The organism is Dyadobacter sp. HNCC25DJ186 (genome assembly GCF_056895235.1).
In genome coordinates this window covers 125,417-144,914 of the sequence record NZ_JBXHAS010000007.1, presented here as the reverse complement: position 1 = coordinate 144,914, position 19,498 = coordinate 125,417, and the positions used below count along the sequence as shown (strand labels likewise).

The 19,498-nt window shown below is 40.7% G+C and carries 18 protein-coding genes; 6 read left to right on the top strand and 12 right to left on the bottom strand.

What is annotated here, in order from left to right; all coding sequences use genetic code 11:
• The first annotated feature begins 43 nt into the window (after window positions 1-43).
• Window positions 44-1,228 (top strand): ATP-binding protein, encoded by a 1,185-nt coding sequence (locus AC1XUO_RS20500; RefSeq protein WP_483331637.1) that lies wholly within the window; start codon window positions 44-46, stop codon window positions 1,226-1,228.
• A 36-nt stretch (window positions 1,229-1,264) separates the two neighbouring features.
• Here AC1XUO_RS20500 and AC1XUO_RS20495 read toward each other — a convergent pair whose 3' ends face one another.
• From AC1XUO_RS20495 to AC1XUO_RS20475, 5 genes are all read right to left on the bottom strand, one after another.
• Window positions 1,265-3,448, bottom strand: coding sequence for a S9 family peptidase (locus AC1XUO_RS20495; protein WP_483331636.1), 2,184 nt, complete (start codon window positions 3,446-3,448; stop codon window positions 1,265-1,267).
• A 148-nt stretch (window positions 3,449-3,596) separates the two neighbouring features.
• Window positions 3,597-3,785, bottom strand: a complete 189-nt coding sequence (locus tag AC1XUO_RS20490) for a type II toxin-antitoxin system antitoxin (RefSeq protein ID WP_483331635.1) — start codon at window positions 3,783-3,785, stop codon at window positions 3,597-3,599.
• Window position 3,786: 1 nt separating this feature from the next.
• Window positions 3,787-4,650 (bottom strand): SPFH domain-containing protein, encoded by an 864-nt coding sequence (locus AC1XUO_RS20485; protein ID WP_483331634.1) that lies wholly within the window; start codon window positions 4,648-4,650, stop codon window positions 3,787-3,789.
• A gap of 127 nt (window positions 4,651-4,777) precedes the next feature.
• Entirely contained in the window at window positions 4,778-6,205 is a 1,428-nt protein-coding gene (locus AC1XUO_RS20480) for an energy transducer TonB (RefSeq protein WP_483331633.1), read from the bottom strand.
• 41 nt (window positions 6,206-6,246) lie between these two features.
• Window positions 6,247-7,686 (bottom strand): energy transducer TonB, encoded by a 1,440-nt coding sequence (locus AC1XUO_RS20475; protein WP_483331632.1) that lies wholly within the window; start codon window positions 7,684-7,686, stop codon window positions 6,247-6,249.
• 177 nt (window positions 7,687-7,863) lie between these two features.
• Here AC1XUO_RS20475 and AC1XUO_RS20470 point away from each other — a divergent pair, with 177 nt between their 5' ends.
• Complete coding sequence (locus tag AC1XUO_RS20470; protein WP_483331631.1) at window positions 7,864-8,736, top strand: UDP-2,3-diacylglucosamine diphosphatase; 873 nt, start codon at window positions 7,864-7,866, stop codon at window positions 8,734-8,736.
• 1 nt (window position 8,737) lies between these two features.
• Complete coding sequence (locus AC1XUO_RS20465; RefSeq protein ID WP_483331630.1) at window positions 8,738-9,859, top strand: glycosyltransferase family protein; 1,122 nt, start codon at window positions 8,738-8,740, stop codon at window positions 9,857-9,859.
• Here AC1XUO_RS20465 and AC1XUO_RS20460 read toward each other — a convergent pair.
• The 6 genes from AC1XUO_RS20460 to AC1XUO_RS20435 all read right to left on the bottom strand — a co-directional run bounded on the left by AC1XUO_RS20460 (window position 9,846) and on the right by AC1XUO_RS20435 (window position 16,088).
• Entirely contained in the window at window positions 9,846-10,289 is a 444-nt protein-coding gene (locus AC1XUO_RS20460; RefSeq protein WP_483331629.1) for an META domain-containing protein, read from the bottom strand. The two genes, AC1XUO_RS20465 and AC1XUO_RS20460, sit on opposite strands and share 14 nt — an antisense overlap.
• A 10-nt stretch (window positions 10,290-10,299) precedes the next feature.
• A complete protein-coding gene (locus AC1XUO_RS20455) occupies window positions 10,300-10,878 on the bottom strand; it encodes a hypothetical protein (RefSeq protein ID WP_483331628.1) in 579 nt (192 codons plus the stop codon).
• Between the two features lie 50 nt (window positions 10,879-10,928).
• Window positions 10,929-12,233, bottom strand: a complete 1,305-nt coding sequence (locus tag AC1XUO_RS20450) for an LVIVD repeat-containing protein (protein WP_483331627.1) — start codon at window positions 12,231-12,233, stop codon at window positions 10,929-10,931.
• Window positions 12,234-12,651: 418 nt separating this feature from the next.
• The gene (locus AC1XUO_RS20445) at window positions 12,652-13,890 is read right to left on the bottom strand and encodes a serpin family protein (protein ID WP_483331626.1); all 1,239 of its coding nucleotides are present in this window, start codon (window positions 13,888-13,890) and stop codon (window positions 12,652-12,654) included.
• A gap of 112 nt (window positions 13,891-14,002) precedes the next feature.
• Window positions 14,003-15,550, bottom strand: a complete 1,548-nt coding sequence (locus tag AC1XUO_RS20440; RefSeq protein ID WP_483331625.1) for an outer membrane beta-barrel protein — start codon at window positions 15,548-15,550, stop codon at window positions 14,003-14,005.
• Window positions 15,525-16,088, bottom strand: a complete 564-nt coding sequence (locus AC1XUO_RS20435) for an RNA polymerase sigma factor (RefSeq protein WP_235151493.1) — start codon at window positions 16,086-16,088, stop codon at window positions 15,525-15,527. Before AC1XUO_RS20435 ends, AC1XUO_RS20440 begins: the two co-directional genes overlap by 26 nt.
• A 348-nt stretch (window positions 16,089-16,436) precedes the next feature.
• On the opposite strand from AC1XUO_RS20435, the gene AC1XUO_RS20430 reads away from it, so the two are divergent.
• The 3 genes from AC1XUO_RS20430 (at window position 16,437) to AC1XUO_RS20420 (ending at window position 17,809) form a co-directional block, all read left to right on the top strand.
• Window positions 16,437-16,733 (top strand): muconolactone Delta-isomerase family protein, encoded by a 297-nt coding sequence (locus AC1XUO_RS20430; protein WP_090340560.1) that lies wholly within the window; start codon window positions 16,437-16,439, stop codon window positions 16,731-16,733.
• 149 nt (window positions 16,734-16,882) lie between these two features.
• Window positions 16,883-17,296, top strand: coding sequence for a guanyl-specific ribonuclease (locus AC1XUO_RS20425; protein WP_483331624.1), 414 nt, complete (start codon window positions 16,883-16,885; stop codon window positions 17,294-17,296).
• Window positions 17,297-17,368: 72 nt separating this feature from the next.
• On the top strand, window positions 17,369-17,809 hold the full coding sequence (locus AC1XUO_RS20420) for a barstar family protein (RefSeq protein ID WP_483331623.1): 441 nt from the start codon (window positions 17,369-17,371) through the stop codon (window positions 17,807-17,809).
• An 893-nt stretch (window positions 17,810-18,702) separates the two neighbouring features.
• Here the strand turns inward: AC1XUO_RS20420 and pnuC are convergent.
• Window positions 18,703-19,308, bottom strand: a complete 606-nt coding sequence (gene pnuC / locus AC1XUO_RS20415; protein ID WP_483331622.1) for a nicotinamide riboside transporter PnuC — start codon at window positions 19,306-19,308, stop codon at window positions 18,703-18,705.
• Window positions 19,309-19,498 lie beyond the last annotated feature (190 nt).

Sequence of the window (19,498 nt, the reverse complement as noted above, 5' to 3'; positions counted from 1 at the left end):
TTACTCAATGGATTTACTCATTAGATTGAGTAAATTGTAAATTATGTACGAAAGATCTCAATCAAAGCAACTTAGCGAACGACTCAATGAACAACGCCGGTTCATTCAGATCGTTATGGGTCCGCGTCAAGTGGGAAAAACGACATTGGTAACGCAACTTGTAGAAAAAACAAAGATGAATTACCACTTCGTTTCAGCAGACTCTATACCTATTTCCGATTCCTTCTGGCTTCATCAGCAATGGGAGATTGCCCGTCTGAGATTAAATAATTCCCCGGAAAAAGAGTTTCTGCTTATTATAGACGAAATTCAAAAGGTTACCAATTGGAGTGAAAAGGTCAAACTTCTGTGGGACGCTGATACGCGCGAAAAAACAAATATCAAAGTAATACTTTTAGGTTCTTCAAGATTGCTTCTGCAAGAAGGATTAACAGAATCGCTTGCCGGTAGATTTGAAACAATCTATATGGGACACTGGTCTTTCGATGAGATGCATTCCACATTTGGGTGGAGCCCGGAGGAATATGCCTGGTTTGGCGGATATCCCGGATCAGCAGATTTGATAAAAAACGAAACACGATGGAAAGCTTATGTCAGCAACTCCCTTATTGAAACCAGTATTTCCAAAGATATTTTGATGCTGTCACGCATCGCGAAACCTGCATTAATGAAGGTATTATTTGAACTCGGTTGCCATTATTCAGGCCAGATTCTGTCATTTACTAAAATAATGGGACAACTGCAGGATGCAGGAAATACGACGACCCTTTCTCATTATCTTCACTTATTAGATACCGCAGGACTGTTGGCGGGGTTTGAAAAATATTCAGCAGATATTGTAAGAAAAAGATCTTCAAGTCCCAAGTTTCAGGTCCATAACACAGCATTGATCAGTGCACAACGTCAGGAAACTTTCTCAGAAATTAAATCAAATCCTGCGGAATGGGCAAGGATTGTTGAATCGGCGATCGGCGCGCATTTGTTAAATAAGGCCTTCTCAGAGCAGTTCAAGGTATACTATTGGCGGGATCGTGATCAGGAAGTAGATTTTGTTTTAGAATACAAAAATCAGATTATCGGTTTGGATATTAAAAGTGGTGCTAAACAATCTTCCTCGGGAATGTCTGCTTTCCAAAAAAAGTTTAATTCTAAAAAAATCTATCTTATCGGAGATTCTGGGTTACCATGGCAGGAATTTCTGACGATTAACCCGCTTTCATTATTTTAAAAAATCCCGGATCGTGCGTGATCCGGGATTCCTATCTTACTTCGCGCCCGGAGGACAATTATTTTTCAGATATTCAGTAAACAGAGTTTTCAAATGCAATGACGTTCCTTCGCCCTCGTAAATCCCGTGGGAGCGGTTTGGATAAGCCATGAACTGAAACTGCTTGTTATATTTGATCAATTCATTAACCAGCATTTCTGCGTTCTGATAGTGAACATTGTCGTCACCTGTTCCGTGGATGTAAAGCAAATTTCCTTCCAGATTTTTCGCGTTAGTTATTGGCGATCCTTTCACAAAATCTTCTCGATTTTCCTGTGGAAGTCCCATGTAACGTTCCTGATAAATATTATCATAGGTTAGCTGATTACCTACGGCAGCTACGGCAATACCTGTTTTGAAAATTTTCGGATATTTAAACATAAGATTCAAAGTAGAGGAACCGCCACCGCTCCATCCGTGAACAGCCACGCGACTGGTGTCAATAAATGAATATTGCTTAAACATGGAGGTAGCAGCCCCAGCCAGATCATTAATATTAATTATTCCGATATTGCGGTAAATCGCTTTACGCCACGCGCGACCCTTCGGCGCCGGCGTACCTCTGTTATCTACGGATGCATAAATATATCCGTCCTGCTGCATATTCCCTGCATAAAGTCTGTTTCTTCCCGTTCCATAACTGTCATGAACGGTACTTGACGCAGGTTCTCCATAAACTGAAAAAACGATCGGGTACTTTTTCGCCGGATCAAAATTATTTGGTTTCACCATCCAGCCATCAACCTCGACACCTTCGGCTGTTTTGATCTTGAAAAACTCGATATCCATACTTGCCGGTCTGATACGCATCATCGTCTGACTGATCGAATTATCCGGGTCAATCGATTTATGGTCAGGAAGGGTAATCCATTCCATCATTGTTGGCATACGTGCATTGGAAAAACTATGTGTCGCAAATTTTGCTAAAGGAGAAATTTCGTAACCGTGTGTGCCTGCCTGATCGGCTGGGGATAATCTCTGTGCTTCACCTTTTCCGTCCAGCGGCGCGCGGTACAAATATGCCTGGGTCGCATTTTCCGGCGACGCCGTGAAATAGTAAGCATTGCTTTTTTCATCAATCCGAACCGGGCTGATCAAATCATATTTCCCGGTCGTGATCAACGTTTCCTTTTTCCCGTCCCTACTTACGCGATAAGCATGTCTCCAGCCATCTTTTTCACTTACCCACACGAATTCTTTTCCATCGCTAAGCCAATCCCAACCGGCAGGACTACTTTCCCAGCGACTTTTGATATCAATCCAGGCTTCATCAGTTTCCGAATAAAATGATTTTGAAACACCCGTTTTAGCATTGATATACATCAGCGTACTGACATTTTGTTTTCTGTTCAATTGCTGGATAACCAGTTCATTTGCACTTCCCGCCCATTCCATACGAGGCACATAAGTATTTTGCGGGTCGCCAGGGATATTCATCCATTTGGTTTTTGCTGAAACAACATCCACAACACCGATTTTATAAGGCGAAGGCGTCTGTCCAACTTTTGGGTATTCAACCGGGATTGTATAGGAATAAATAGAATCCGTTGTGTTAATCATCAGGAAATTACGGATTTTCCGCGCGTCCAGCTGCCAGTAAGCAATGGTTTTGCTATCCGGGCTCCACCGAAAACCGTCACGACAATCAAATTCCTCTTCGTAAACCCAGTCAAAAGTTCCGTTGATCACGCGATCCGTTCCATCGATGGTAACTTGTTTGATCTGACCGGTTTGAAGGTCTTCCGAAAAAATGTTATGCTGACTTACATAAGCTACTTTTTTCCCGTCGGGAGAAAATTTTGCAAACATCAGCGAAGATTCCGGACGACCTTTTCCAAGTTGTTTTAATGTATTTGAAGTGAGGTCTAAAACCCAATAGTCGCCTTTGGTATCATAACGCCAAACTCTTTTCGAATTGGTATAAATCAATACTTTATTACCGGCCTGATTAAATGAATAACTGCGTACTGCCAATGCTTCGCTGGCACCCTTCGGCGTAAGCTGCTGTTTTGAAACAATAATTTTAGACTGTTGTGCGGGTAATTTTATTTCTACAATTTCTCCTTCTGCCACATCTCTGTAACCACTGCCGTCGTTCAGCCACTGGAAATTATCAGGTATTTGAGCAAATAAAGGAGAAGAAATAATAACAAAGACTAGTGCTTTGATCAAATGCTTCATCTGAAAATGGATATGAATTAATATTTATACAAACAATTGCTAATGCAATTTTAACACTTTGAAACGCAAATCCCATACACAGATCATAATAGCATAATAACAGGCAATTTTTGGTAAAGATGATGTACCAAAAATCGCCTGTTTAATTCTAATCATGTTTTTCCTCAGGATCAGATTTTATATCCTTTATTTTCGAGCGCCGCTGCTTTTTCAGCGATTCGCTAAGTAAAAATTCAATTTGTCCGTTCAAACTTCTAAAATCCTGCTGTGCCCAGGCTTCCAACTCTTTGAGCATATCAGGATTGATCCGTAAAACGAACGCTTTTTTTTCTGCCATATCAAGGATACAAGGTTCCGGCGTTCAACACAGGTGTAACTGATTTTTCACCACATAAAACGACTAATAAATTACAAACCATCGCTGCTTTTCGTTCTTCATCCAATTCAACGATACCTTTATCAGAAAGCATTGCCAGCGCCATATCCACCATGCCAACAGCACCATTCACAATCTGACGCCTCGCCGCAACCACCGCAGAAGCCTGCTGACGCTGCAGCATTGCTCCCGCAATCTCTGGCGCATAGGCCAGGTGACTGATCCTTGCCTCGAGAACGTCCACTCCAGCCCTACTCAGCCGCTCAGTCAGCTCAGCTTCAAGCATTTCATTGATTTTTCCGCTTCCGTCTCGCAGTGTAAATTCGGGTACTTCCACTTCCTCAGCTTCCATTGTATCATACGCATAAACACCTGCCAAATGCCGCACCGCCGCTTCCGACTGGATTTCTACATATTTAGTATAATCATCGACTTCGAAAGAAGCTTTGGCCGTATCTCCAACGCGCCACACAACCACCGCGGCAATTTCGATCGGGTTACCGAGTTTGTCGTTAACCTTTAATTTCTGGCCATTCAGGTTTCTCGCCCGCAGACTGATCTTTTTTCTGCGAAACAACGGATTCACCCACCGCAAACCGCTTTGTTTCATCGTTCCCATGTAATCGCCAAAAAATGTTGTCACCACTGCTTCATTCGGATTAATAACGGTAAGTCCGATCAGAATAATAAATCCGATTATGGAAACCAGAATACCAATATTAGGACGGCCTTCCATCACCGAAAAAATAACACCACCAAACAACATGATCAGACCAATCGCGAACAGCAAAAAGCCTGACATCGAACGTAATTCTTTTTCATTCATAGCTTTAAAGTGATAGTAAAATGATATCACAATGTTATCGAAATCGAGTCTAATATTTTTATAAAAAAGTATAAAAAAATCCCAAAGCTTTTGATTGGCTTTGGGATTGGATGAGTGGTAAAATACTTTAATTTGTATCAAAATTTACTGGGAGTGTATATCGGATTTTTACTTTTTGCCCTTTCATAATTCCCGGCTCCCACAAACCGCTCGATTTTTTCACAACTCTTAAAGCCTCCTCATCCAGGCTTTTCTCTGCATTCTTTTCAATTTTATAATCTGTTAAAGTCCCATCTTCCAGAACAATAAAAGAAATGACAACTCTTCCCGTAATTCTACGTCGCGAGGCCTCATAGGGATACTGAATGTTGGCCCCCAGGAACTGATACATTTTTGAAGGTCCTCCTTTAAATTGTGCCGGCTTATCATCATCCGCAGTATATTCTGTTTTATCCGGCCGAATTCCTTTTATTAATTTTCCAGCTTCATAAAATTCTTCAAAAATTAAAGTACTGTCTACCAGTTTGCTCGTCCAGCGGCCGGATTTCTCTCCGTTAATTACTTTCCCCTCTTCAAAAGTGGCATTTCCATTGTATGAATCGCCATCGATTTTACCCCAACCAACTCCATCTTTCACGATCTGTTTCCCATCACGTTCCCACACATCTTTAATAATCTTTCCTTTTCCATTCACAATCTCTGTTACGCTGTGAACCTGCCCATTATCAAACCAGTCTGTTATCTTGACAGTACCGCTAACATCTGCATGATTTTCTCTTAACATCCCGGTCAGAAAGTAAAATTTTCCTGTTGAAGGCGGCCTTCCGCTACCGGGGTAAGTGCTGTGCGAAAGAAGTTTGCCGTCCGGCTGAACGATCACCTCTTCATACGCACTTTCATAATCATCCATTTTTGCCGAAATACGAAAAGCCTTCACAGAATCCGGCTTAACAGTACCTGAAACATGAGCCCAAATTTCCTTCTTTTCAAAAGGAATTGTTTTTACCGTTTTCCATTTATCAAGCCGGAGTTCCTCATACAAGATATTATCCCGGACAAAGCCAAGGCTATCTACCGGAATAATATTTCTAAACTTAAACTTTTTTGGATCGCTGGTCAGAACGTTCTTCTTATCAAAATACTCAATGATTGCATTTTCAGTGCTGTCAAACTCCTGAATCGGGATGGTTCTGAATGGTACAGGAAAAATGGTCGTTTGTCTTACCGCTTTATCTTTAATCAAAGCCGGTTTCCAGGCTTTATACAATGTTAAAAGGCGAATTGCTTCTGCATCACTTGATTTGTCAACAGATCTCGCTATTTCAAGTCCGGACATACTTCCGTCGGGTTCAACAACGCCTTTCAAGAAAACCTTTGCGTTCATTCCCCTGGCTGCTGATTTGATAGGAATCTGAATATTGGCTGCAATAAACTGATTTAAAAACGCCGCACCTCCGGCAGGTTCAGCAGCTTTTTCCACTTCGTGAACCTGGAAAATCTGTTGGCTAAGCGCGGGAAAACTTAAAAGAGCCAAGGCTAAAATTAATTTTTTCATCGTGTTTGGATAAGTGTGTACATCAGCTTCAATCCAAAATATTACTGCAATTGAAAATTAACCGGCAAATTATACTTGACCCTTACTTTCTGTCCGCGCATTTCTCCCGGTTCCCATTTCCCGCTCATTTTTTTGACAACTCTTAGCGCTTCTTCATCAATATCTTTCATGACACCCTTTTCTACGTTATAATCACAAAGGCTTCCGTCTTCGCAAACCGTAAAAGAAACAAGTACCTTTCCTGAAATCCCTCTTCTGGCTGCATTCACAGGATATACAATATTCTGTCCAAGAAATTGATAAAATGCCCTCGTTCCACCGTGAAATTTTGGTTGGATTATCTTATTCTTGTAACTGATTTTTTCTCCGTTGACAAAGCGCGTTCCTTCTTTCAGTTTGCCCTTTTCATATTCTTCAATATAATAAACGGTACTATCTTTAAACTTACCAACCCATTTCCCGTCTTGTGATCCTGAATGTATGGCACCTGATTCTAATACCAATTTGTCGTCCGCAGAACTGGAATACGTCCACCAGCCATTTCCATCTTTAACCGTTTGTTTTCCATTGGCTTCCCATGCGCCAATTACCTTATTTTCTTCATACCGCGCTCTGTTAATATGCATGGTAAGGACATTGGTTATCTGCCCGTTGCCATACCAGGTAATGCGCGTACTGCTGCTGTCCTCAAAAGTCTCAACATTTTTCAGCATTCCACTGAGGTAGTATTCTCTGGTAAGCTGCGGTTTGCCCGATATGCCGTTCTGCCTGTAAGCGAGCAATTTCCCATTTTTTTGAAAAGTGACAAACGGTGCATAATTGCTTTCATGATTATCTTCGGCTGATAATTGATATGCCTGCACCGAATCCACGCCGGGCTCCTCACTTACTTTATACCATAATTCTTTCCGCTTAAACGGAATAGCATTAATTTGTTTCCACTTTCCCCATTCCAGACCTTCATAAGAAATATCACCTTTCAGATAACCCTGCTCATCCACCGGCATAACACTTCTGTATTTGTAATCTTTCGGGATTTTTGTTGGCTGGTATTTGACGTCGTAGTAGTTGACATAACTCCATAAAGTCGTATCAAAATTTTCCTTTGTTTCACTGACAAAAGCCACATGATATACAACAGCTTGTCTGACTTTTTGATCTTTTAAAACGGCTGGCTGCCATGCCTTATACAACCCCAGCACGCGAATCGCTTCCTGGTTACACAAGGAATCAACTCCTCTTACTATACCCAGACCGGTTATCGATCCGTCTGTTTCGACAACTCCTTTGACAAATACTTTTGCATTAATTCCTTTGATCGAAGATTTTAAAGGAATCTGAATGTTGGATTTAAGGAATTCATTTAGAATCGTAACACCACCATTCGGAATTGCCTGCGTTTCCACCTCATGTGGCTGATAAACATTCTGGCTAATAGACTGATATCCAAAAAGTAACAAGATTAATAATATTTTTTTCATGCGTCGGGTGAGTTTGCTGTTCCCAAATATAAAGAATCTATTATTTACCTTAATTATACTTAGTGTTTTAAAATAAACAAATTAAAAAGATTCGTCGTAGTAGTTTTACAGGTAATCTTAACTTACTGATAACCTGTTAGTAATATCCAGTTAACATGAAATGAGAATATTTGTAACATGGGAGAAACAACTCATTTTCGAACGATTATCATTTCTGACTTACACCTCGGAGCAGGTGGTTCGAAGGCAGAAGAAGTTACCAATTTTCTGAAAAGCTATTCTTGTAAAAAGCTTATTCTGAATGGTGATATTATTGATGCCTGGCAGTTAAAAAAATATGGTGTCTGGAAACGGAAACATACCATGTTTTTCAAACGTGTCCTTAAAATGATTGAGGAAAATAAAACCAAGGTGATCTATATACGCGGAAATCATGACGATTTCCTTGATCAGATTATTCCGTTGCGTTTAGGAAAACATTTCCAGATCAGGAAAGACTATATCCTGAATTCAGGAAGCAAGCGTTTTTATGTCACGCATGGTGATGTTTTTGATTCGATTACGACGAATCTGAAATGGCTGGCTTACCTAGGCGATATCGGCTATACTTTTTTGCTTTGGATCAATAAATTTTACAACAAATACCGTGAATGGAGAGGATTGCCATACTTTTCATTGTCGCAGAAAATCAAACAATCCGTTAAAATGGCGGTCAATTACATGTCGGATTTTGAGGAAAAACTGACTGAACTGGCGCGTTCACGTGATTGCGACGGGGTCATTTGCGGACATATCCATCATCCGGCAATACGGGAAATTGATGGGATCAGTTATATGAATTCAGGTGACTGGGTTGAAACTTTAAGCGCTCTGGTTGAAGATTTCGATGGAAACTGGAATCTGGTATACTATAATCAACAGGATTTTCAGGAAAAACCAGCTGAACAAAAAACAGCTCAAAAAAAAGTTATTGAAAATTTCCCGACAGTAGACAAACAGGTTGCTTTTACAGGCATGATCCTGGGTCAGGACAAAAGACAGGTTATCTAGTATGAGAATATTGTTTTTGGTACAGGGAGAAGGTCGTGGACACCTTACACAGGCCATTTCAATGGGGCAGATTTTACGAAATGCCGGCCATGAAATTTCTGGTGTAATGGTAGGCAGTGCGGTTGGACGAGAAATTCCTTCCTTTTTCACAGAACAAATCAAGGGTCAGGTTTATTATTTTAACGCACCCAGCATCGTTTACAACGGAGGAGGAATGAACACCAAAAAGACACTTTTAAGTCTGGTGACAAACCTTCCGACCTATATCAAAAGCTTACACTATATACACAAAACAATCCGGGGAATTCAACCGGACCTAATCATCAGTTTTTACGAAACATACAGCGGGCTTTACAATATCGTTTTTGGTAATAAAATACCGATGATTTGTGTCGCGCATCAATATTTGATCCTACATCCGGATTTCACTTCACCCAAAGACAGCCGTCTCAACCGTGCGCTCATCAACCTCAATTCCAAAGCTGCTTCCTGGAAAGCAAGTCAAAGGCTCGCCTTGTCGTTCCGGGAAATGGAATCCAGGCCTGATGAAAAACTGATTGTTGTCCCACCGCTTTTAAGACAGGAAATTCAGGATCTTCATCCTGTCACCGATGATTTCTTCCTGGTATACATGACGCATCACAGCCTCAGCGAGCAGATTATTTCATGGCACCGCACGCATCCGGAGATCCGTCTGCATTGTTTTTGGGACAAAGCCGACGCTCCGGATGAGTTAATTCATGACAGCACGCTGAGCTTCCACCGCATCAACAGCCAAAAGTATTTAACAAAACTGGCAAGCTGCCGGGCACTGGTTACCACGGCTGGCTTTGAATCTGTTTGCGAGGCGATGTATCTCGGAAAACCTGTAATGATGGTGCCCGTTCCTAATCATTATGAGCAGGAATGTAACGCATTAGACGGCGTAATCTCCGGCGCAGGGGTTACTTCGAAAACCTTCAACCTGTCTGTGCTGCTGGATTATCTTCCGCATCACGTTGACCAGTCACAGAAATTCAGGCATTGGTACCACCTGGGAAATGAGATGTTTGTAAAAAATGTTGAGGTTTTTGACAAACATCCATCGAAAAAGCCATACACCGAAACACTCACTTTTTCCTGAAAATGATCTTTTCTGAATCTGTTTCCTGGTAAATAGATAACGAATTGTCCCGGATTTCGTAAAGATATTCGCCCTGGCGAAACCATGCTTTTCCGCTCCACTCCGGTTCCCCGACTTTTGAGCCGCCGAAATTAGTAACCTTCAATTTTGAACTTCCCACAAGTTCGTAAGAACCTCCAACGGTATTTGAATAAGTCGTACCCGATATCGTTCCTTTCTGACCGTCGTCCTGAAATGTATAAACGACATTTCTGCCATCGTTAGCGGGAATTTCATTCAAATTATTATTTATACGGTCCCGATATCCTTCCAATTGCCACGTGCCTTCCAAAACCTGATTTTCCGGATTACAGCAACTTTCTTTTTTACAGCCAGCCGCTGAAAGCCATAAAAAAATGACGATCAATTCGAGTGAAGCAAATTTTCTCATGACCATTTCATTAAAAACTTATTCCAATTCTGGCTGCAATACGGTTATAAACACGTTCTTCATTGCGTTCGATCTGATTCCAGAGCAATGGCTTTTCAGCAGAAACTTCCTGTCTTTTATAGGTAAGTGAAAGTGTGAAAGAAGAGGTATTCACGTTTCCAATTCTCAGTCCTATACCGGGGTTAACCATCCAGCCACCTTTTGTTTTAAAACCATCTGAATCCTGATGTAGCCATGTAAAACCATAACCAGCGTCGGCAATAACAAAAAAACGGGAATTGGGTCTGCCTGAAAGGTCATAGCGGATTCCTGCTGCAACAGGGTTAATCAAAGCATTTTTATACCAGTCAGCGCCAAGTGTTATTCCGGCACCAAGTTTTCTGCTCACTTGAATTCCGTTAAAAGTCTGGAGTGTTAAGCTGGTTCTGCCATCAACCGTATTTTGCGTAGAGCCGTTTGAATATTTGACCCGGCCAAACAGTCCCCCGAATTCCGTGTGGTTAACAAACCTATTTTTAACCACTACGTCCTGAGCGTTAACAGCACTTACAACCAGTATTGATATGAATAGAGAAAAAAGAATTTTCATTGTGCTTATGTGTTTTGGAGGTGAGTAAATAGCTTAAAAGGTCACAGTAATTATGGAATAGCCTTATTCACCGGGATTTTACTTAGCTCACGAATATTTCTCGGATCTGTTACATCGAACTGATAAAACCCATCCTTTCCTATCAGCATCAATGTCTTGCCAAGCGAAATAACATCGTAAGCATCAATATCCTTAAAATGCGAAATCATGTGTTTATCAATTTCCATTTTATCAGCCACGTCAAAGACTTTCAAACCTTTATCACCTTCACATAAATACAAAGTCGGGAAATCGATACTTAAACCATGCGGGTTTTCCATCTGGTAGGTTTTGATCAATTTGGGGTTGCTGGGGTTACTGACATCCACCAGATCCAATTGATTTTGCGTTCCCTGACAAGCCGTTCCTGTTCGCAGCGTTACATAGGCGATGTCGTTGTGAACCACCACAGGATCGCAAGCCCGCCCATGCTGGAATACTGAAATCTGCGTTGGAGCGGCAGGGTCGGAGTTGTCGAAAATAATCATTCCGGTTGTTGTTCCAAGAAAGAGTTTGTTCTGGTATGGGAAAATGGTTTCGATATTGAAATTTGTGTTGACCGTTGTGAAATCAGTTGGCTGCGCCGGATTTGAAATATTAAACAAGTGCAGCCTGTTTTGTTGAACGGTATATAAAAATTTGTCATACAATGCAAAACGCGCCATGGATCCCGCCTGACCGTTGGGTTGAGCTGAAGACGCAGACCCGGCAGAATTGAAAGAAGCAGTTGAGGACAAAAACCCCGAATCAAACCACATAAGTCCCGGAGAAACGTTTTCCTCACAGTTTGTCGTCACAGTCTCCGTTACAAAATCAACTGTAAAATCCTGAATTGATATCATGCCGGCAGCACTATTCTGTCCCATCAAAGACCAGCCTACACCATCAAATTGTCCAAACTGAAAAACATTTTGCACCCGTCCCACTTCCTTTGCATTGGCAGGATCTGTAATGTCCAGTGAAACCAGATCAGAATAGCTGTCTGCATACAGAATATTGTTACGAACAGCAATATCGCCATTACCCGGAATATTGATAAAGGAAATAAACTTCGGATTGGATGGGTCACTATTGTCAACCACATGAATACCTTCTTTTATTTCATTGATAAATAGATAATTACCTTTGGTGTAAATTTTACCTGGCCGGACCAGTTCCCTTTTTGTTTCTGCTTTTACACTGCTTCTGATCTCAGCAAGTGATCGGGTAAAGGGCGTGAGCCTGCGTGTTACGCGGGTCTCCTTGCATTGGTCATTACAAGAAAATAATCCAAAAGAAAAGACGATGATAATCAGCGGAAGTAGTTGTGTTTTCATGATAGATGAGTTTTTCGTCAGGTATCCTGAGTTTATATTATTTCTCAGTTTTATCCTAAGACACAGCGTATCATTAAAAGGTTGTAACCTTTTCAAGCAAATTTATCTGAAAATGAATGGAATAGCTTTTTAAGCTCAGCTTTTGACACCAGAATCAGGCTTAATTATTTCAAATTTTTAGGGTCGCTGACGTCAAATTGGTGGAGGCCGTTTTTAATGAGCAAAACCAGGTACCCGCCTAAAAAAAATCGTCCGTAAGCAATGCCAACGGACGATAACGCACCCCGAAAACGTCGATTGACACCAACGTTTGTTATCTTAAATATCACTTCGGACGTCGGCGATCGGCTTTCACATAACCAAGTCGCAATTTCTTACCATTTGAAAGCTGACAGCCGATTGCCGAAAGCCAAATTGCCTATTTACTTTCCGGATTCATTATCCTTCCCATAAAAAGAATTGTATTTGATGTTTTTTCACTGATGATAATTCCAAATGGGCGGTCGCAGATGATTTGAAGAGGTTCAGCTGGTCCGACATTGGTAGTGGTCATACCAATTGTCGTTACTGCCGCAGCTTCCGTTCCACTTTCATCTATGCCCAAATAAGTATCTTGTTTTATAAAGCTTACCAGCGTTTTAGTTGACTTACTAATTTTTCCAAATTCCGCCAGATCCGTAAAGGCTTTGTTAGTTCCCATTCCAGCCAATGTTTTATTTAACTGGATAGAATAATCCAATGAAAAACGCGGCAAGCCGATATTAACTTTTCTGGTTCCTGAAGCTGAGCGGATCTTTGTCCATTCCGCCGTTGTAAAGGAATTCAAAACATCATTTATTGAAGTTCCTGCCTGAGGCAATAAAATGGTCATTTCAAACTGGCCATTACCATACGGAAGTTTGGCAGCTGAATACTTATCCGAAGTCAGGGCGACAAAGTCGCCATTGTTATACATCATCTTCACGTTCTTATCTGTTCCGCTTTGAAGATGAAATGCCTTGTCCTGAGTATTTTTTGAATCAAATTTTGCCGCCCAGTCGCCTTTAAAATAAAGTGCATTTAATAAATACATCACATCATTAGGATCGAGCTGATCTAACACTTTCTTGATCTTTCCATTGGTCTTATCGCTGGCCCACTGGTTGATCTTATCCAACGCAGCCTTGTTAAATTCCAGCCCGGTAATTTCCGCGTTAAATGATTGATTCAAAACATTTTTGAAATCAGTTTCTACCTGAACTGTATTTCGGTACCAAACCGAATTTGCCAGGCCCAGCGTAACTTTTGAATCCGCTGCCGGCATATCATTTAATAATGTTTTGTAAGCTTTATTTAAATCTGCCTGTGAAACGCCTTCCATTTTCAGCGTCTTCAAAATTTCAGAAGCTGTTTCACTTTCTGCTCCGTTCAGCAGCATTCCCAAAGCGATATGAAGGCTTAGCGGCGAGACAAATAAATTTTTGTCAGCATTCTCAACCTGCTGTAAGTTTTTGAAAAAATCGAAGGCAAAATCATTGGTTCCAGTTGAAATTCTCTCAGGAATAACCACCGCGCGAACCGGATCTGGTCGGGAGTCAACGTTGTCATCATTGCATCCGAAAGCCGTAAGGCCAACGGATACAATAATTAACTTGCTGATTTTAAGTATTTTATTCATGGCTAATAAATAAAATGTGCATATAACATGATAGCGATTCCGCTTTTAGTAACCGCTTCTTTTACTATGAGTCTTTCACGGCTGGAATGGTTGGAACCAGATTCATGTTTTTTTAAAAAGAATATCTAACACCCCATGAAACTCCATAGAGGTAGGGGCGGGATTCCAATGTTTCGTTGCTCTTAAATCCTGACGTAATCGACTTTTGGTATGACCCCGTTAGCGTCGCTTTCCATTGAGATGATAACCTGTAATTAAAACGAAGCCCCGTTGTCGCGGCCCAGTTCAGGCTGCGGTACACATCGTCGCTCGCAGTGGTTGTAATCACGGTACCAGAAGCTGATTCAATTTCATTATTCATGAAAAAATTAGCCATCATCCCACCAAGTACAGAATAACTGAATTTCTTGTCCGGATTCAAAGTATATCCTGCCTGTACCGGCACTTGAAGATACCTATAATCGTTACGGACATCCTTTGTCACTTCAATATAAAGCGAATTCGCAGGAGGGCTCGACGTCGGCCCGTTAACGCCATAATTCTGTCCCGATTTATCCATCAATGCGCTTTGCAAAACATTTTGTGAACGGCTTGTCGCCGCATCCAGCAGATACCCTTCGTCCTCATAAGTCGAATTTCCCTGCAAATAACTTACGCCTGTTTCTACAGACCAATGTTTGGAAAGTCGCTTACCACCCTGGGTTTGAACAGCATAAGAAGTTCCTGCACGGCTATTTCCACTCAGGGATTGTCTCGACGCATTGGCATTGGCAAAAGCAACAGGGGCCGAAGTAACCTTAACATCCGGATTAAAAGTTGCAGGCATCAAACCAACAGCCGCATAATATTCGCGGTTTTTGGGTGCCTTTTCAACTGGTTTTTCCGTAATCGTACCAGGTTTGAAAAACACATACCGTTTCTGAACATAAACATCCAGATCTTTATATCCGATCGGCGTAAGTGACTCAGCTACAATGCGACTTGCAGCATCAAGATTTGCAGGATTTAAAGGCTCAGCTGCAACATTATTGCTTTGAGCAGCGGCAAACTTATCAGCATTGATTACATCATTATTGCCTGTTATAGTTTCCGCTGAAACAGGATTATTTTCCAGCTTACGTACTGCCACTTTATTGTTAAAAGAGGAAAGCGCAGCCCTATCTTCTTCTGCTTGTTTTTCCGTATTAGCCGAAGCCAGAGACTCATTCTGCTTGATGATAGCAGGATTTTCTGCACTATTTTTTCTCCGTCTCTCAGATTCCACTTGCGCAATACCAGTTTCCGGCTGGATCAAAGGAACTTCAATCGCCTCTTTCTGTTTCGCAGATTCACCTTCTACGGAATTTTTTGAGCTCGTGTTAGTATCTGCATTCGGGCTGACTAATTCTGATTTACCGGCTGCCAGGTGTGCATCTTTTTTCTCTTCTGAATTGTAAGAGCCATTCCACAAACCGATACCAACCAATAACAATGCGGCTACGGATGCGGCTGCATACCAAAGCCGTGGTGTCTGCCACCATAGCGGCACCACTTTTCTCTCCTCTTTGTCAAGGCGAGCCTCTATGCCTTCCCAGGCAGAGAGAGGAGGTGTTTCAGAAGCTTCCTGAAACGCCTTCTTCCATTGCTCTTCAAAGCTATTTTTTTCGGACGGATCCATCATCAAATCTTGTTTCTTTGTTCAATTTTTCCTGAAGAAGCGTACGAGCCCGCGAATATTGCGATTTCGAGGTTCCTTCGGATATACCTAATTTCTGGGCTATTTCATTATGCTGGTAACCTTCTATGGCGTATAGATTAAAAATAGTCTGGCAACCAATGGGCAGTTCTTTAATAAACTCCATCAGCTGCTGCCATTGAAAATCCGCCAGGACTAATTCTTTTCCCGCCAACACGTTTTCATGTCCATCAATGTCGTCCAGCTGCTTCAGATGTTTCTGCTGTCTCAAATGATTTAATGCCGTATTGACTACAATTGACCGAAGCCAATACTCAACCGGGCTGTCGTTTCGGAACGTAACTATATTTTCATAAATTTTTATAAACGCATCTTGTAAAACATCTTCCGCATCTGTGCGGTTTTTGGTGTAACGCAGGCATATAGCAAACAGCTTCCCCCCGAAAACATCATATAGCTGTTTCTGGGCGACGCGGTTGCGCTGTTGACAGCCAATCACCAATTCCTGTTCATTAAAAGTCATCCGAAGCTCAAGGGGTGCTACTTCCGGTTTATTTATTTTGTTTTTTCTCCTACTGTAAACAATAAGAGGCTGCTTTTATTCTTAAATATCCGCCATCTGTTATTTATCGGTCAACCCAAACGCTTGCTCAATATTTAATTGACACAATTATTTGTCAAAGGGTTGGAAGGGATATTTAATTATTAAAAACTTTTTTTAACTTACCTAAGTTCAAGGGTTTCAATTCATACCTTAAAAAATCTTAAATCCGTGGCCAGGAATATGCCACAGGAACTATTACCTTACGCATATCCTTTTATAAGAGCAGAATATAAATTGGACTTTTTACGTAACTAACCTCTTTCGCTCATGAGTCAATATATGGTTGAAATCCAACTTCCGGCTGTTATGACGGAGGAATACACAGAAAAAATACCGGCGCAGAGAAAGAAAATCAATGAAATGATGGAGCAGGGGCGGCTTATGTCCTATGCTTTGTCAGAAGATCGAATGAAACTCTGGTGCGTGGTAAGAGCGGAAAGTGAGTTTGAAGTAATGTCGCTGGTGTCAGAATTTCCGCTGATCGATTACATGGACCCAACCATCTGCAAACTAATGTTTAATAATGTTGTGGCCCTAAGATTGCCGATGTTCTCTTTGAATTAATAAAAAAATAACTTTCCGGGAACCTCATTGTTCAGACAATGAGGTTCTTTTATGTTCGATTCCCTGATTTTAACTGTTATTATTTTAATATGCCTACAAAGAATTCCCCTCTGACTTTTGTGAATTTTTTAAAAAAAATACTTTTTGCCGTGGCAACTTTATTTGCCGTGGCCTGTTCTGGAAATACAAATCAGGATATTTCCCAGACGGAGCAAAAGACTGAACAAACGCAAGGGACTTTAAAAAAGTCCGGGAAAGCGGCCAGGGAAAATCTTCAGAAAAATCAGCGAAATGATATTCCTCAAAAGGTTTACAAAGTACTTGCTTATGTGAGAGAAACCGGCCGGGCACCGGAAGGCTATCAGGGAGGCCGAAAATTCGGGAATTATGAAAAACATTTGCCTTTAAAAGATAAATCCGGGAAACCGATGAAGTATAGGGAATGGGATGTCAACCCTAAAAAGAACGGGAAAAACCGCGGTGCGGAACGTCTGGTTACCAGCGAAAATGAACATGCCTGGTATACGCGGGACCATTATAATTCATTTATCGAAATCGAGTGAAAACTTTTCATCGCAGGTACTTATCTTTGTCTGACTATTTAATTTTAAGCTGATTGATCAGTGTTATATTTTATGAAAAACACACATTTTCTTCTTGCAAAAAAAGGATTTGACCTTCGTAAGTCGTTTTTGGGCGCATTTATCGGCAGGGTTGACGGCCAGAAAGCCACTTCAATGAAGGACTTTCACGAACAGATCGGTCAGGCCCTGAATTTCCCAGATTATTCCGGTAAAAATCTGGATGCGCTGGATGAAATGCTGAACGATCTTGAATGGATCGCAGAGGAAAAGGTTGTTATTTATATCACAAATTCTGCTGACTGGCTTTCGAAAGAAAAAACGGACGACAAAATTCTCGCACTTATTGACATTTTCGACGCAACTGCGGAAGACTGGAAATGGATGGATGACGAGGAAAATGTTGCTAAAAAAGAGCTGCGAATTGTTTTTGAAGATTCACCAAGAATCCGTACCATTCTGGAAGAACAGGAAATTCCTTTTGGTGATTGTTGATTTAAATTATAAGGTACACCTCTTGGACCATACAATGGATCAGATACTTTAAGAAATAATGTTAACACTAAGGATGAAATATAACTTAAGAAGTGAATTAATATTGTAGGGCATCAAGTTTTGCTAAGGTGAGTTTATATTACAGGAGATACTATTTGTAAGCAGAAACAAAAGATGCGTACAAAAGGGTACAAATAATTACAGATACATACAAACAATTACAAACAATCCAATTATCTTTGTAAACAAGTTAAAGCAGTAATAAAAAGAAGTGCTCCACTAACAGATGTTAATGAAGCACGACAAAGTAATAAGTTGTTGCTATAACACTACTACTTAAAATACTGCGTTATATGTTGTACAACGAACAGTGTAACTTCTCTACCGATAGGGATAAGAGCAATAATCATGGCTACCTGGTCTGTTCCAGATAGGTTTTGCCACCAATGTAGCAGATCAACAAGTACTTCCATACGTAAGATCGGTGTTTATAAAGGGTGATGTTGCAAGCATCATCCTTTTTTCGTAAAAGGCCCTTTCACTCGACATAACAAAGATAATCTTTCTCTAAGTTACTTTTCATTTTTTGTCAACTTTTTAATTCAGAAAAAATTATAACTTCTTGACTGTAAAATAGTTAACGAGGAAAATTTGCCAACATTTTATTAAATAATAAAAATGTTCAAATATTTGTATTTCATCAATAAATCAACTATTTCTTCTCTACCCGTGATTAAGAAAAGCATAAAATAGGCAAACCCACTAATTAAATTTTGGAAAATTCAGTCTTTTTATTTATGTAACCCTAACTGCGTATAGCTATACCGTTTTGAATATCTCTCAAGATGGAGCCTGTCTGGAAGGATGTGATATTATTTACAATCAATTTTTAATTATCGGTGCTTTAAATCCCGTCTCCATTGTACATAACCTATTGCTGCTAATGCCAGAAAAACGGCATACAAAATAGCGGTGAGGTGCAGGTCTTTATAAAAATACATGACGGTATAACAGGCATCAGCAACAATCCAGACAATCCAGTTTTGAATATATTTCCGGACCATCATCCATTGTCCAATCAAACTGGCAATGGTTAGCGCGGAATCTGCGTAGGTCAGGCTGGCATTGGTGAAGCGATCCAGAAGAAAACCCCAGGATAATGTTCCGACAATAAAAATAACTGCGAAAATGATATAAAGTCTGGTTGGTGTATTACTCACCGAAATCCCATCGTGGCTTTTCCCGCCATACAACCACATCCACCAGCCATAAATACTGGTGAAAAAATAATAACCCTGCAAGCCCATATCAGCATATAATTTCACCTGCCAGAAAACGATCACATAAAGTACGGCGTTGATTATACCGAAAAACCAGCCCAGCACATTTTGACGGGTATTAAGGTAAACACAGATCGCGCCTGTCAGAAAACCGAATATCTCAAGAATCGTTGTGGTTAAGCCTGCGAAAGTTATGGATTGATTGAGCCAGTCGATCATTTTATCAAATTAACACATTCATTACAAATGCTATTTATTTACCAGTTATTTTTGTAAAGTAATCAATGGTATCAACAAAAGTAGAAAAACTGTTGTTATCATTTAAGCCGACCGGGAAAATCCCTGGAACGGCTTTTTGTGTTTGATATAGTTTATAAAACCGGGGAAATTTCCTCTAATAATTAAGATA